Raw genomic sequence first — 14,617 nt, 5'->3', positions numbered from 1 at the left:
TGGGGTCGGTGGGCCGGCGCCTAAGCGAACCCCGCCAAAATTCCCAATGGGTTTTCCCCTTGATCTTATGTGGGTTTCGCGGCTTACGCCGCTCACACAATGTTGAGGATTACCGGCAAGGCCTCTGCCGAGCATGGCTCGGCACTACAGGTGATGCCTGCCTCGCACCATCGTTAACGCTGCACCCACCGTGTGGGAGCGGCGTCAGCCGCGAAGCCAACACCAACTAAACCACAGGGCAATCCGCAACCTGGTGCTGCGTGAGCTTCGCGGCTCACGCCGCTCCCACAAAGCCGGGGATCGCTTGGAAAGCCTCTGCCGAGCATGGCTCGGCACTACCATTCAGCCTGATCAGGCTACGGCTTCGGCCAGAGCCAGGATGACCGCGCTTTCCACTGCGTCCAGGTCCGGCAACAGTGCGCTTTGTTCGCCCAGCAGCACGCGCATGTGCACGCCTACCGGCAGGCTTTCTTCCGATGCGTCGGCCAGCAGGCCGTCGCGCGGTACCGCGATCAGTTGCGGGAATGACTGGGTCAGCAAGGCAAAATACGGCAGGTCTGGGTTGCCACCCAGGGCCTTGAGCACCACCACCTTGTTGTTACCGGTGACCATTTCATTGCCATGGCCGCTGAGGCCGGCGTAGGACAGCAGCGGCACGCTCCAGCCATGCCAGGCGATCTGCCCGACCAGCCACGCTGGCGCATTGGCAATCGGCTCGACCGCCACGCGGGACATCATTTCCGCCACCGTCGCATTGGGCAGCAATACGCGCTCGGTACCAGCCTGTATCAGTACCCCACGGACTTCATCGTTGTTTGCGTAGCTCATCGTCAGTTCCTGGGTCGCGCTGCGGTCACGCCGCGCAATGCACAGCCAATTCGGCGGCGAGGTATTCCGGATCACCGGCGCTCATGCCGGCGACAGCCAGCTGGCTGGCAGCAGCCGGGTCATAGCAACCCTCGCCGATCTGCCCTGCCACCCAACCACCCTTCTCGGCAAACTCCAACACCGGGGCGACCATCGCCACGTCGGCGCCACTGAGCATCAGCACTGCGCTGCGCTCCGGCTGCAGGGCTCCGAGCAGGTCGTTGGCTTCGGCGCAGAAGCGCAGCCCCTCGGCGCTCGACTCCACGCCGATCACGTCGGGAAGAATATAGACATCGCCCGCGACCAGGTTCTGGCCCGGATCGGCCAAGGTCACCGGCAATGGCGTCGCCCGTGCCATCTGTTTGACCAGGTTGGCGTAACGACCGCCATCCAGACGCAGCTGCACCAGCACCGGCCGCAGGAAGCCTTCAGGCAGGCCCGCCAGCACACGGCGCACCGCATCCGGGCCGCCAATACCAGCGATCAGCAGCACCGCACCATTGCCCTCGGCAGCAGCTGCTTCTATCTCAACCAACGACAAATCGCTGTTGAGCAGGCTGGCCAAGGCCGGCGGGGGTTCGGGCGCGGCAGTGACAGCAGGCACGGTTTCATAGCCATCGTCTTCCAACAGCGACCAGCTGCTGAAATCGCCTACCGGCGTCGTCTTTGTCTCTGTTTCAACCGGCACGACAACCCGTTCCGGCGGCAGCGGTGGCGGCAGGCTGGGTGACGGTGTTTGCGCCGCTTCCGGCGTTTGCACGCCACCGGCGATCAATTCCTCGAAAGACAACACTTCCGGATGCGGTTCAAGCGCGCTGGCCGGAGCGATGTAGATTTCATCGGCTGGCAGGTCATAGGCCTGCACCTGCGCCTCGTCCAGGTGGAACTGCAGCGGCGCATCGACGTGGCCATCTGCCGGGCGCGGCGGCAGGCCGGGCTCGAGGGTGATGGCCGGCTCGGCGTCTTCGTTCTCCAGCCCCGGCGGCAGCACGTTGTCGTGTCCCTGCAGCTTGGCGGCCAGATGGCGGATCCAACGCTGTGCTTCCCAGCCTTCGCGGCGTGCAGCGAGCTCGGCTTCCTCGAACAACAAGGAAAGCTCTGGCGTCTCCAGCACCGACTCCAGCCGCTCGAGTGCATCCTCGACCGCCGGTTCCAAGGCCACCAGCACTACCTGCGGCGCGGCCGAAGCAAGCGCCGCCGGCTCCAGCTGGTTGGGGTCTTCTTCCAGCACGATGCGGCCACCGGCAGCTACCAGCGCTTCGCGCAGGCGATCGCGGGCGGCGCCGGCACGGGCCAGCAGTGCAACCGGCTTGGCTGCGTCGTCAGTCGCGTGCACGGGCGATCCCCAGCAGGTCATAGACATTGCGCATCAAATCCAGCTCCTGGTACGGCTTGCCGAGATAGCGCTGCACGCCGATCTCGAATGCGCGCTGGCGGTGCTTGTCGCCACTGCGCGAGGTGATCATCACGATCGGGATGTTCTTGTAGCGCGGATCGGCACGCATCGCGGTGGCCAGCTCGTAGCCGTCCATGCGCGGCATTTCGATATCCAGCAGCATCAGGTCCGGGATGCGCTCTTCCAGCTGCTCCAGCGCTTCCACGCCGTCGCGGGCCACGGCCACATCCAGGTTGTGACGCTCCAGCACACGGCCGGTAACCTTGCGCATGGTCAGCGAGTCGTCGACCACCATCACCAGCGGCACGTGGCGCTGGCTGCTGGCCTCGATGACTTCGACCGTCTGTTGTGGCTGGGTGAGATGACGACGCACCAGCGGTGCCACGTCCAGGATCACCACCACGTTGCCTTCACCGGTAATCGTGGCGCCGTAGATACCCGGCACCGAGGCGATCTGCAGGCCCACCGGCTTGACCACGACTTCGCGGTTACCCAGTACCTGGTCGATCGCCACCGCTGCGCGCAGGTCGCCGGAGCGCACCAGCAACAACGGAATCTCGGTCTGGCCTTCAGCCTTGGCGGCAACCTGACCCACCAGGGTGCCGAGGTTGTACAGGCTGAAATCTTCGCCGCTGTAGTGGTAACCGCCCTCGCCCGACTCGAAACGCTCGCGGGAGATACGGCCGATACCGCTGACCGATGCCACCGGCACCGCGTAGGTGGTTTCGCCAATGCGGACGAACACCGCCTGGGTGACCGCCAAGGTCTGCGGCAGGCGCAGGGTGAAGGTCGCGCCCTGGCCGCGCACCGAGTGGATGTCCACCGAGCCGCCAAGCTGGCGCACTTCGTTGCGCACCACGTCCATGCCCACACCGCGGCCAGCCAGCTGGCTGACCTGCTCGCTGGTGCTGAAACCGGAGGCAAAGATCATCTGGTCCAGCTGGGTATCGTCGATCTGCTCGTCGCTGCCCAACAGGCCGCGCTGCTCGGCGCGGCGACGGATCGCCTCACGGTCCAGGCCGGCACCGTCATCACCGACTTCCAGCACGATTTCCGAACCTTCGCGGCGCAGACGCAGGGCGATTTCGCCTTCTTCCGGCTTGCCCACGGCAGTACGTGCAGCCGGCTGCTCCAGACCATGGGCAACCGAGTTGCGCAGCATGTGCTCCAACGGCGCGACCATGCGATCCAGCACGTTGCGATCGAGTTCGCCGTGGGTGCCTTCCAGCTTCAGGTGCACCTGCTTATCGGTTTCCTGCGCGGCCTGACGCACCACGCGGCGCAGGCGCGGCACCAGCCCGTCGAACGGCACCATGCGCGCGCGCATCAGGCCATCCTGCAGTTCCGAGCTCACACGCGACTGCTGCTGCAGCAAGGTGTCGTAGTTGCGCGAGAGATCGTCCAGCACGCCCTGCAGACCGCCCAAGTCGGCTGCCGATTCGTTCAGCGCACGGCTGAGCTGCTGCAGGGTGGAGAAACGGTCCAGTTCCAGCGGATCGAAGGTCTGGTCGGCCTGTTCGTGTTCGCGGCGGTAACGCGCCACGATCTGCGCTTCGGTTTCCAGATCCAGACGACGCAGCTGGTCACGCAAACGGGCGTTGGTGCGGTCCAACTCGGCCATGGCGCCACGGAAGGCACCCAGCTGCTGCTCCAGGCGCGAGCGGTAGATCGCCACTTCGCCGGCGTGGTTGACCAGGCTGTCGAGCAGGTCGGCGCGTACACGCACCTGTTCCTGTCCGCGCGGCGCGCCTTCTTCTTCGGCACCGGCCTGCTCTTCGCGCAACGGCGCCGACAAGGGCTCGGCCTGGGCCAGCGGGCGCGGCTGCACCGCTTCCACCACCGCGGCTGCGACCGGGATTGCGACTGCAGCAGTGGCGGCTTCGACCGGAGCCTGCGCTGCTTCTGCACGACCATCGGTACGGGCTTCAAAGGTTTCGATCAGATCCGTCGGCATCAGCACCGCACGGTGCTCGCCGGTACGGGTCAACAGCTGGTGCAGGCGATCGAAACCGCGCTCCAGCAACTGCACATCGGCACGGGTGATCTCGGTACGGTTGGCGGCGACCGCTTCCAGCAGCGATTCGATGCTGTGGCCCAGATCGCCGATGGCATTGATGCCGGCCATGCGCGCACCACCCTTGAGGGTGTGCAGGTCACGCTGCAGACCCGCCAGGGCTTCGCGGTCTTCCGGCGCCGCGCGCATGTCGTTGATCAGGCCATCGCAATGGTCGAGCAGATCCTTGCCTTCCTCGACAAAAATATCGACCAGTTCGCGGTCCAGATCGGCGAAGTTCAGTGGACCCGCATCCAACTCGCTTGCTACCGGCACAGCGACAGCTGCCGCTTCCGGTTCCGGCAAGGCAGCGGTCAACGGTGCCAACGCCGCCTTGGCTTCGACGACGGGTTCGATGATCGCCGGCTCGGCGGATGCTTCCACCTCTGCCGCTTCGATCGTTGCCGTTTCGTCAAGTTGTGCGGCTTCTTCGAGCTGCGTAGCTTCTTCCAGCGCAATTGCGTCTTCGAGCTGTGCGGTTTCGTCGAACTCAAGCACTTCGTCGGGCTGCACGGCTTCTTCAAGCGAAGCCTGCTGCTCAATCAATGCGACAGCTTCGATGTCTGCAGAAGTATCTACCGCGTCGGCGAACTCCAGCTCCGCGACCGGCGCGTCCGCAATCGCGGCGACATCTTCAGCCTGCGCGACTTCAACCGGCGCCTGCTCGGCAGCGTCGTCGGCGCCAACATCAATCTGTTCGCCACCCTGCTCAGCGTCCGCGATGGCCGGGACGTCTTCTTCGCCCTGCTCGGCCGAGCGTGGTGCTTCGGCTTCCGCCTGTGCATCGAACGAACTCGCGTGGGCAGCACCAACAACCGCCGCACCTGCACCGGTCGCGATCGCCAAGGCACGCGCAATCACGCTGTCGCGATCGTCCAGATGGCTCGATGTCTCAACAACCGCCTGTTCGTCCTGCTGGTCATTCTCGACCTGTGCACCGAGCTCCTCACCTTCTTCAGCCACCGCTCCAGCATCGCTGCTGACGGCAAGTTCGGATTCGATCTCGCCAGCATCGGCGTCAGCCGTGGCCTGCAGATCAGTCGCTTCTGCGGCCTGCTCCTGCTCCGGCTCCACTGCTTCCACCGCAACGCCCCAGGTGGAGGCCCGCACCGCATCGTAATGATCAACCGCTTCATCGGAATGCTGTGCTGCATCCGGCTGGCTCGACTCAGCGGATTCGCTGATGCCGACCTGCTCGGCAGCTTCATCTGCGACGACTTCCGCTACCAGTTCGCTCTCAGCCACATCCCCTGCCGACGCCGACAATGCTTCTGCATCGCCAGAACCAGCAAGCCCAGCATCTTCAACCAGATTCTGGTCCGCGGCATCCGCTGCGAATCCAGTCGGCAATACGATTTCAGACTCAACCGCCGTTGCCGGCGCTTCGCTGCTATCGACCGAGGCCACGCTGCCCGGGGTCTCATCCAGCAGGCCCGGGTCGAAGTACGCGGACAGATCTTCGGTACCCACCAAGCCGGCGGACAGACCGCCATCCAGCGTAGTCTCGGACTGCGCGGCGGCAACATCGTCGACAGCCAGCTCATCTTCGACCTGCATCGGCGGCCACTTGGCATCCGGCAAGGCATCAACCAGCGCCTGCAGGCGCTCGGCCACACCCGGGAATGCAGGAATGCGCGGCGAAGGCGCGCGCAATGCGGTGATAGTGGTGTGCACGGCTGCAGCCATCTGCGCCAGCGCGTCCACACCGGCAGCCGTCGGCATGACCGCCGCTGCCAGCGAGCGTTTGACGAACGTTTCTGCCGGGCTGGTGATCTGGGTGATCACCGGCACGTCGGTCATCGCAAAGGCGCCACTCATGGTGTGCACGGCGCGCAGCAGGTCTTCGGAGACGGCCTGCGGCTGCGCCGCCGAAGCGGCCAGCCATGTATTGACCGTAACCAGATGGGCGCCAATCTCGGCTTCGAGAATCTCGCGCAGCACCTCGTCCACCGATGCAGGCGTACCCTCTGCAGCATCGGTTTCGATATCCGTGGCAGCGTCGCTCTCGACCGGAACGGCGGCCTCGACAAGCCCGGTATCCGCCACTGCATCGCTGACCGGCGTCGTGACTTCGGCAGCACTGGCACCGGTGACGTAGAACGCCTCCTCGCCAGCGGCAATGCGATCAGCCACGTCCTGGATGCCAAGCAGATCGGACTGGATGCTGCCGGCGCCACGCAACGCGGCATTCAATTCCGGCAACACGTCGTAGGCCTGCGTGACCGCGGCCATGACCGCTGGGCTGGCGGGACGACTGCCGTCGAGCACGCGGTTGAGCATGCTCTCGATCTTCCAGCTGAATTCACCCAGGGTGCGCGCACCCACCAGGCGACCACTGCCCTTCAAGGTATGGAATACGCGGCGAACCGGACGCAGACGCTCCATGTTGGCCGGTGCCGCGCGCCATGCGGGCAGCAGGTTGCCAAGGTTCTCCAGTTCTTCGTCGAACTCCTCGATGAACACATCGCGGATATCCTGATCGATCACGTCACCGCCATCGATGAAGCCGCCTTCGAGCTGCTGTGCCGGGGCGAAGCTCTTTGCAGGTGCAGCGGAGCCGACCACCGCAGCTCCAGCCTCGGCCGCGACCGTTTCCAGCTGCAGCGACTCGGGCAATGCAAACGGGTCGAATGCTTCGGCGGCGGCATCAAGCTGCGCCATGAACGCAGCAGTTTCCGTATCCAGCCTGGACACAGGTTCGCTCAGGCTGGATACCGGTTCAATCGCCGCGGCGGCAAGATCCCACTCATTGGATGTCTGTGCCGGCGTCTGCGTTGCAGCTTCAGACACGGGGTTGACGGTCTCGAGCTCCGGGCTGAAGAACACGTCACCATCAGCGAACTCGACATTGGTCAGTTCGACGTCCACCACACCGATATCGGCCGGGTCGGCTGCGGACGGTGCTTCCGTATCCGCGCCATCCAAGGTCAGCAGCGAATCGTCGAAACGATAGCTGTGCTCTGTGCCAGCAACCGTAGCGTCCTCTGCGGCAACCGGGTCAAACGTCGCGGCAAACGAAGCCTGCGCGTCAGCTTCAGCCGCTGACGCAGGCTCATGACCTTCCAGCACCATCGGTGCCAAACTGAAATCGCTCTCCCCGATACCCGAGGTCTCGGCGGCAACCGGATCAAATGCGGAGGCTGCCGAACCGGCGCCTGCTTCGGCAGGCGCGAACGCATCCGCAACGGTCGGCAGCTGGACCGGGCTGACCGGGGTCGCCACGGCGTTGATCGCTGCACCGAACACCAGCGGGTAGTCGGCAGCGGCAGCCTGCGGTTTGTCTTCTGCTTCCAGTGGCGGCAACGGCGGCGGCAGCGCCGGGGCAGCGATGGCCGGCGTCCCGTCAATCACAGCGGCTTGTTCGGCAACTGCCTCAACACTGTCTTTGGATACCTCGACCGTATCGACAGCCGATGGCTCAGCCAGCGCATTGCTCAACGGCATCACGTCGGCGGCGGTGTCAGCAACTGCCTGCAGCGCCGGAATCGGCCAATAACGCAGGGTTTCCAGGCTGGTGCGGGTGATATCGAGGATTTCCTCGCGGCCCGGTCGGCGGTCGCGCAGGGCTTCCAGGAAGTATTCCAGGCTGGCCATGGCGTCGGCCAAGGTATCGAGCTGGCGGCCGCTGGGGATGCGCTGGCGCGCGATCAACTCAACGTCGATGTACTGCCGCACGGCCTGCAGGTAGTCGGCGGGCTCCGGCATTTCCAGCATGCGCAGCGCGCCGGAAACCTCACCCAGCAGGCGCGGCACTTCGGCCAGGCGTGCGTGGTCCCAGTTGGTCTCGATGAAGGCGACGAAGGACTCGCGCGCAGCGGTGAAGTTGGCGATGGCTTCGTGTGCCAGCACTTCAACGGTGCGGCGGGTTTCCACCGAGCCTGCGTCGTCTTCACCGGCAACGTTGGCACCAAGGTGGGCGACCTGGTCGTCCAGCGATGCGTCCACATACAGCAGCGCACCGGCGATATCCAGCAACAGGTTGTCGTCGATCTGGCGGCTGCCATCGACGACTTCACGCAAGGCATCACGCTGCTGCGCGACGATGCCACGGGCAACGCCCAAGCCCATCACGCCCAGGGTGTCGGAAACCGCGCCCAGTTCGTTGACCTGCGTCTGCAGCTCAGCCGGGTTGCCGTTCATGCGCATGTGCAGATCGAGCGCATCCTTGATGCGCATCAATTCTTCCTTGACCGCACTGCCGACGGTGTCGAGCAGTTCGCGGTTGCGTCCACTCAAACTGCCGCGCGCGTGCTCCAGCTCATCCGGGCTGGCGTCGCTGGCATCGGGATTGAAGGCGAACAACACGCTTTCATTGATGCCTTCAGCGCCGCGTGCGGCACGGATGTCATTGAGCAGCGGCAGCAGCACGATCGGAATATCACGATGGCCGTTCTGCAGGCGTTCCAGATAATCGGGCAGCAGCACGGTGCCGCGCATCAGCGTGGCACAGGCCTCGTCACGGTCAGGAATGGCACCGTCGCGCACCGCGTTGGCCAGCAGCTCCAGCTCCTCGGCAACCATCGCCGGGGCATACAGCTCGACCATCCGCAGCGTGCCCTGCACCTGGTGCAGGTAGCCGGCGCAGAAACGCATGCGGCTGGTGTCGCTGGGTTCTTCGACGAACGCTTCGACCTCGTTGCGCACCTGGCGCAGGGTCTCGTCCAGCTCGGGCTTGACCCAACCCAGAGCTGCGTGGCTCATCGCATCGCGCAAGGTACTCATCGCACTCCCCCGTGCAGCATCAATTGCATGCCGTCCGGGCGGCCCTGCGTTGCGTAGTGACGAAACTTCATCTGCGAATTCCTCTGCATCCCCGCCCGATCAGTCCGCTCAGGCCGGCAACTTGAAGTCGGCCACCGAACGGCGCAGCTCTGCCGCCAACTGGTTCAACTGACCCAGCGAGTCGGCGGTCTGCCCGGCACCCTGCGAGGTCTGGCCGGTAATCTGCCGGATCACGCCCATCGTCTGGGTGATGTCGGTAGCTGCCGAGGCCTGCTGGTTGGCGGCGATGGAGATGCTTTTAATCAAGTTATTCAGTGCGTTGGACACGCGCTCGATTTCGGTCAGTGCGGTACCGGCGTCCTCGGCCAGGCGCGCACCGGACACCACTTCGGCGGTGGTCTGTTCCATCGAGGTAACCGCTTCGTTGGTATCGGCCTGAATCGCCTGCACCAGACCTTCGATTCGACGGGTTGCGCCGGAGGTACGTTCTGCCAGGCGCTGCACTTCGTCGGCCACCACAGCGAAACCGCGACCGGCTTCACCGGCCGAAGCTGCCTGCACGGCGGCGTTCAATGCCAGGATGTTGGTCTGCTCGGAAATGTCGTTGATCAGTTCCACGATCGAGCCGATTTCCTGCGAGGACTCACCCAGGCGCTTGATGCGCTTGGAGGTTTCCTGGATCTGGTCACGGATCTGGTCCATGCCCTGAATGGTCTGCCGCACCACACCGGCACCTTCGGTGGCGATCACCACCGAGCGCTGTGCCACTTCGGCCGACTCGGTCGAGTTGCGCGACACCTGCTCAATGGAGGTTGCGATTTCGCCGATGCGGTCCGAGGCGCTGGTGATCTCGTCGGCCTGGTGGCCTGCGGCTTCGGCCAGCTGCATTGCCGTTGCCTGGGTTTCCTGTGCCGACACCGCCACCTTCGAGGAGATGTCGTTGATGGTGGTCACCAGGTGGCGCAGTTCGTCCACGGCGTAGTTGATAGCGTCGGCGATGGCGCCGGTCATGTCCTCGGTCACCGAGGCCTTTACCGTCAGGTCACCTTCACCGAGCGAGCTGATTTCGTCCAGCAGACGCATAATCGCCTGCTGGTTGCGGCTGTTGAATTCCACCTGGGTCTGGTAACGCACGTCCTGCTCACGCGAACGTGTGCGCACCGTGCTCCACACGAAGCCGATGATCGACAGCACCGACAGGCCGCCGAAGATCACGCTCCACCAGAAGTTCGGGAAGATGCGGGTGTCGCGGGCCGAGCCGAAGGCCGAGAACGCATCGAACAGCTTGCGGCTGCTTTCCAGCATCTTGTCCGAGCCGGTCGCCAGTGCGGCTGCCGAGGACTGTGCGGCGAACAGGTTGCGCGAGCTGGCCAGAATGGCGTCGGCGTCCTTCTTCATCTTCGCCCACTGGTTGGCCGATTGTTCCAGCGCAACCTGTGCATTGGCATTGCGTACGGCGGCGATACCCATTTCATCATTGCCGTTGCGCAGGCCTTCCAGCACCTGGGTGAACACCACCATATCGCGTGCCAGCGCATCGCCAGCGCCGCTTGCGCCGGCACCGCCCGCGCGGATTTCGGTCACGCGACGGGCCATGGTGCCCACCACAACGACCTGCTGCAGGCCGTTGTAGACCTGCGAGGACTGGGCGCCACCGGCGGTCATCGCACGCACCACTTCGTTCAACTGCGCCTGCAGCTGCGGCACCGCGCCGACGAAGGCGTCAGCGTTACCGGCCAGGGCCAGTACCGCCGGCTCGGAGGCAACGATCTGCTCGGCGTTCTTGGACAGCGGCTTCCAGGTATCCACCAGCGCGCTCAGTGGGCCGGACACGCCGGTCTCGTTGCCGTAACGTCCCTGCAACTCGCTGACCGTACTTTCCACCTTGCTGCGCGTGTCCTTGAACGCTGCGTAGCTTTCGCGGCTACCGGCCACGGCTTCACGGCCCTGGTTGGCCAGCTGCTGTGACAACACCTGCAGATCGGCGGCACCGGTACTGGCGCCGGCCAGACGACTGCCCTGCCAGGTGGCCACGCCGGTGTTGGCACCGAACACCACCATCGAGAGCACCAACAAGCCCAACCAGAAGTTGGTGCTTACGTTGCCAAGCTTGCCAGCCTTGGCGGCTTCAGGAGCAGTACTCATCGTTCGACCTCGGTCTCAATACGAAGAGGCAAGCGCGCCGATCAGGCGGCCGCTTGCCGGAATTCAGGAGTGCGGGAAAGCAGCGACAGCGAGAACACGCCCCAGTCGCGGCCTTCATCATGGAAGGCACGCTCGACGAAGTGCGCATAGCGGCCCTGGGCGATATCACCGGCCGGCACCTGCATCGGCGCCTCGAAGCTGCGCTGGCCATACAGCTCGTCGATCACCAGGGCAACGTCGCCGCCGCTCTGGCGCATGATCAACACACGCTGACCTTCCTGCGGCGCCGTACGCTCACCTTCCAGGAAGTTCTTCAGGTCCACCACCGGGAAAAGATTGCCGCGCAGGTTGCCCACGCCCAGCAACCATGCCTGTGCGCCGGGAACCGGCGTGACCGGCGGCATCGGCACGATTTCCACGACTTCGCGGAAGTCCGAGACCAGATGCCGGCTGCCGACGCGGTAACCCACGCCACGCCAGACATCCTGCGAAAAGCTGCGCTCAGGCAGCTGTACCGCGTGCGCCAGACTGCGGCGTTCGTAGGCTTCAAGGATGTCGAATGGAGAACGCATCAACCCACCAGTTTGTTGATCCGCGCGATCAGATCATCCTCGCGCGGCGGCTTGACGATGTAATCGCTGGCGCCTTGGCGCATGCCCCAGGCCTTGTCGGTCTCCATGCCCTTGGTGCTGACAATCAGCACCGGGATGGCACGGGTGGCCTCGTCACGCGACAGCGCGCGGGTAGCCTGGAAACCACTCATCCCCGGCAACACCACGTCCATCAGCACCAGCTGCGGCCCTTGCTCACGGGCAATCTGCAGGCCGTCCTCGGCGTTGTCAGCTGACAACACCTCATGCCCAGCCTTGAGCAACCATTGTGTAAACACCGCCCTGTCGGTCGGTGAGTCCTCGATCAAAAGAATTCGAGCCATTTCTGCCTTACCCCCTGGTCAGGCGTTGACGTATGTGCGGATGGCACCTAGTAGTTCGTCGCGGGTAAATGGCTTGGTGAGGTATTGCTCGGAACCGACGATGCGGCCACGGGCTTTGTCGAACAGGCCATCCTTGGATGACAACATGATCACCGGTGTCGACTTGAAGAGCTGGTTGCCCTTGATCAAGGCGCAGGTCTGATAGCCATCCAGACGCGGCATCATGATGTCGACGAAAATGATCTGCGGTTGCTGGTCGGCGATCTTGGCCAGCGCCTCGAAACCGTCAGTGGCGGTCACGACCTCACAACCTTCACGTTTGAGCAGCGTTTCAGCCGTACGTCGGATGGTCTTCGAATCATCGATGACCATCACCTTCAGCCCTGCGAGTTCCCCACCCGCAGCCATGTTTTCAACCATTAGTTCTTCCCCGAACGCGCGACCGATATCGAATGCGATATTGCCGCGAAAGCGCATCTATATCCCAGCCCAGCCGCGAACTGTCAAGCGATGCCGACAGGACTTGGCTGATCCTCAATGTAATGTGATGCACTTCTCAATAAAAGCGCAGCACCATTCAGCCTCAGCGTTCCGCTTTCCGCGCTGTGCGGCCCCGCCCCGAACGGCTAACATCGTCGACCAGATCTGCTGGATTCAAGTCATGCCTTTAGACGTCATCGTGGTGATGGACCCCATCGCCGACATCAAGATCGCCAAGGACACCACCTTTGCCATGCTGCTGGAAGCCCAGCGCCGCGGGCATCGGCTGCACTACGTGCGCCCCGGCGGGCTGTCCCTGCACGGTGGCCAGGCCCAGGCCGAGGTTGCCCCGCTGCAGGTGCGCGACGACAAGGCCGGCTGGTTCAGCCTGGGCGAGTTCGCCCCGCTGGCGTTCGGCCCGGGCCAGATCGTGCTGATGCGCAAGGACCCGCCGTTCGACGGCGAGTACCTGTACGACACCCACATCCTCAGCGTCGCCCAGCAGGCCGGCGCCATCGTGGTCAACGACCCGCAGGGCCTGCGCGACTTCAATGAGAAGCTCGCCGCGCTGCTGTTCCCGCAGTGCTGCCCGCCGACCCTGGTCAGCCGCAACGCCCGCGAACTGAAGGCCTTCGTGCTCGAGCACGGCCAGGCTGTGCTGAAGCCGCTGGACGGCATGGGTGGGCGCTCGATCTTCCGCAGTGGCACCGGCGACCCCAATCTCAACGTGATCCTGGAGACGCTGACCGAGGGTGGCCAACACCTGGCCCTGGCGCAGCGCTTCATCCCGGACATCAGCGCTGGCGACAAGCGCATCCTGCTGATCGACGGCGTACCGGTGGACTACTGCCTGGCGCGAATCCCGCAGGGCGACGAGTTCCGCGGCAACCTGGCCGCCGGCGGCCGCGGTGAAGGCCGTCCGCTGAGCGAGCGTGACCGCTGGATCGCCGCCCAGGTCGGCCCGGAGATGAAGCGTCGCGGCATGCGCTTCGTCGGCCTGGACGTGATCGGTGACTACCTGACCGAGGTCAACGTCACCAGCCCCACCTGCGTGCGCGAGCTGGATGCCCAGTTCGGCCTGAACATTGCCGGTCAGCTGTTCGATGCGATCGAGGCTGATCTGGCCTGATGTATTCGCAGCCTGACGTCCTGCCCGCGGCACCGCGGGTCACCGAGCAGCAACGCCTGACCGCCACCCTGGTGCTGTCCACGCTGGTGCATGGCCTGCTGATCCTCGGGGTGGGCTTCGCGGTGAGCGACAAAGCACCGTTGGTGCCGACGCTGGACGTGATCTTCAGCCAGACCAGTACGCCACTCACGCCCAAGCAGGCTGATTTCCTCGCCCAGGCCAACCAGCAGGGCGGCGGTGACCACGACAAGGCGCAACGTCCGCGCGATGCGCAGGCCGGCATCGTGCCGCAGCTGCAGAACGGCCTGGCGCCGGTGCCACTGCAGGCGCAAAGCACGGCAACACCGCCACCGCCGCAGGCACGCGTCATCACCAGCACCCAGGGCAAGGACGCGGTTGCGAGCGCGCAGACCCAACCGCTGCCGGACCGCCCCGACGCCAATGCACCGATGAACGCACGTGAGCAGCGCGATGCGGAGATGGCACGGCTGGCAGCCGAAGTGCACCTGCGTTCGGAGCAGTACGCCAAGCGGCCCAACCGCAAGTTCGTCTCCGCCAGCACCCGCGAATACGCCTATGCCAACTACCTGCGCGCCTGGGTAGACCGCGCCGAGCGCGTCGGCAACCTGAATTACCCGGATGAAGCACGCCAGCGCCGGCTGGCCGGCCAGGTGGTGATCACCGTCGGCGTGCGCCGCGACGGCAGCGTGGAGAGCAGCCGCGTGCTGCGCAGCAGCGGCGTGCCCTTGCTGGATGCCACCGCCCTGCGCGTGATCGAGCAGGCGCAGCCGTTCCCGGCACTACCCGAGACCAAGGACGACATCGACATCCTGCAGGTCACCCGCACCTGGATGTTCCTGCCCGGTGGGCAGTTGCACGACGATCGCTGAG

At 64.7% G+C, this 14,617-nt stretch carries 8 protein-coding genes and 2 pseudogenes; 2 read left to right on the top strand and 8 right to left on the bottom strand.

Annotation, left to right across the window (positions count from 1 at the left end):
* Positions 1-351 precede the first annotated feature (351 nt).
* The 8 genes and pseudogenes from ACVOLV_RS15215 to pilG all read right to left on the bottom strand — a co-directional run bounded on the left by ACVOLV_RS15215 (position 352) and on the right by pilG (position 12,537).
* Positions 352-828, bottom strand: coding sequence for a chemotaxis protein CheW (locus ACVOLV_RS15215; protein ID WP_481555118.1), 477 nt, complete (start codon positions 826-828; stop codon positions 352-354).
* 25 nt (positions 829-853) lie between these two features.
* Positions 854-2,203 (bottom strand): chemotaxis protein CheB, encoded by a 1,350-nt coding sequence (locus ACVOLV_RS15210; protein ID WP_481555117.1) that lies wholly within the window; start codon positions 2,201-2,203, stop codon positions 854-856.
* Positions 2,190-4,574: pseudogene (locus ACVOLV_RS15205) on the bottom strand (hybrid sensor histidine kinase/response regulator); the annotation flags it as partial. The pseudogene ACVOLV_RS15205 and the gene ACVOLV_RS15210, both read right to left, overlap by 14 nt.
* A gap of 1,230 nt (positions 4,575-5,804) precedes the next feature.
* Positions 5,805-9,038: pseudogene (locus tag ACVOLV_RS15200) on the bottom strand (Hpt domain-containing protein); the annotation flags it as partial.
* Positions 9,039-9,146: 108 nt separating this feature from the next.
* Positions 9,147-11,183 (bottom strand): methyl-accepting chemotaxis protein, encoded by a 2,037-nt coding sequence (locus ACVOLV_RS15195; protein ID WP_303747142.1) that lies wholly within the window; start codon positions 11,181-11,183, stop codon positions 9,147-9,149.
* A 41-nt stretch (positions 11,184-11,224) separates the two neighbouring features.
* The gene (locus ACVOLV_RS15190; protein WP_303747143.1) at positions 11,225-11,755 is read right to left on the bottom strand and encodes a chemotaxis protein CheW; all 531 of its coding nucleotides are present in this window, start codon (positions 11,753-11,755) and stop codon (positions 11,225-11,227) included.
* The gene (locus ACVOLV_RS15185) at positions 11,755-12,117 is read right to left on the bottom strand and encodes a response regulator (protein WP_303747144.1); all 363 of its coding nucleotides are present in this window, start codon (positions 12,115-12,117) and stop codon (positions 11,755-11,757) included. Before ACVOLV_RS15185 ends, ACVOLV_RS15190 begins: the two co-directional genes overlap by 1 nt.
* 18 nt (positions 12,118-12,135) lie before the next feature.
* A complete protein-coding gene (gene pilG, locus ACVOLV_RS15180) occupies positions 12,136-12,537 on the bottom strand; it encodes a twitching motility response regulator PilG (protein ID WP_057628851.1) in 402 nt (133 codons plus the stop codon).
* 241 nt (positions 12,538-12,778) lie between these two features.
* Here pilG and gshB point away from each other — a divergent pair, with 241 nt between their 5' ends.
* The gene (gene gshB, locus ACVOLV_RS15175; RefSeq protein ID WP_481555116.1) at positions 12,779-13,726 is read left to right on the top strand and encodes a glutathione synthase; all 948 of its coding nucleotides are present in this window, start codon (positions 12,779-12,781) and stop codon (positions 13,724-13,726) included.
* Entirely contained in the window at positions 13,726-14,616 is an 891-nt protein-coding gene (locus ACVOLV_RS15170) for an energy transducer TonB (protein WP_481555115.1), read from the top strand. The genes gshB and ACVOLV_RS15170 overlap by 1 nt, the downstream gene beginning before the upstream one ends.
* Position 14,617: the final 1 nt, after the last annotated feature.

The sequence above is a fragment of the Stenotrophomonas sp. STEN023 genome, assembly GCF_056760135.1.
The sequence above is the reverse complement of the archived record's forward strand: the minus strand, read 5'-3'. Positions and strand labels throughout refer to the sequence as shown.

Excerpts from the sequence above, each read along its gene's own strand:
- ACVOLV_RS15215 (WP_481555118.1), bottom strand. The coding sequence starts at position 828 with ATGAGCTACGCAAACAACGATGAAGTCCGTGGGGTACTGATACAGGCT.
- ACVOLV_RS15170 (WP_481555115.1), top strand. The coding sequence starts at position 13,726 with ATGTATTCGCAGCCTGACGTCCTGCCCGCGGCACCGCGGGTCACCGAG.
- pilG (WP_057628851.1), bottom strand. The coding sequence starts at position 12,537 with ATGGTTGAAAACATGGCTGCGGGTGGGGAACTCGCAGGGCTGAAGGTG.
- ACVOLV_RS15195 (WP_303747142.1), bottom strand. The coding sequence starts at position 11,183 with ATGAGTACTGCTCCTGAAGCCGCCAAGGCTGGCAAGCTTGGCAACGTA.
- ACVOLV_RS15185 (WP_303747144.1), bottom strand. The coding sequence starts at position 12,117 with ATGGCTCGAATTCTTTTGATCGAGGACTCACCGACCGACAGGGCGGTG.
- ACVOLV_RS15190 (WP_303747143.1), bottom strand. The coding sequence starts at position 11,755 with ATGCGTTCTCCATTCGACATCCTTGAAGCCTACGAACGCCGCAGTCTG.
- gshB (WP_481555116.1), top strand. The coding sequence starts at position 12,779 with ATGCCTTTAGACGTCATCGTGGTGATGGACCCCATCGCCGACATCAAG.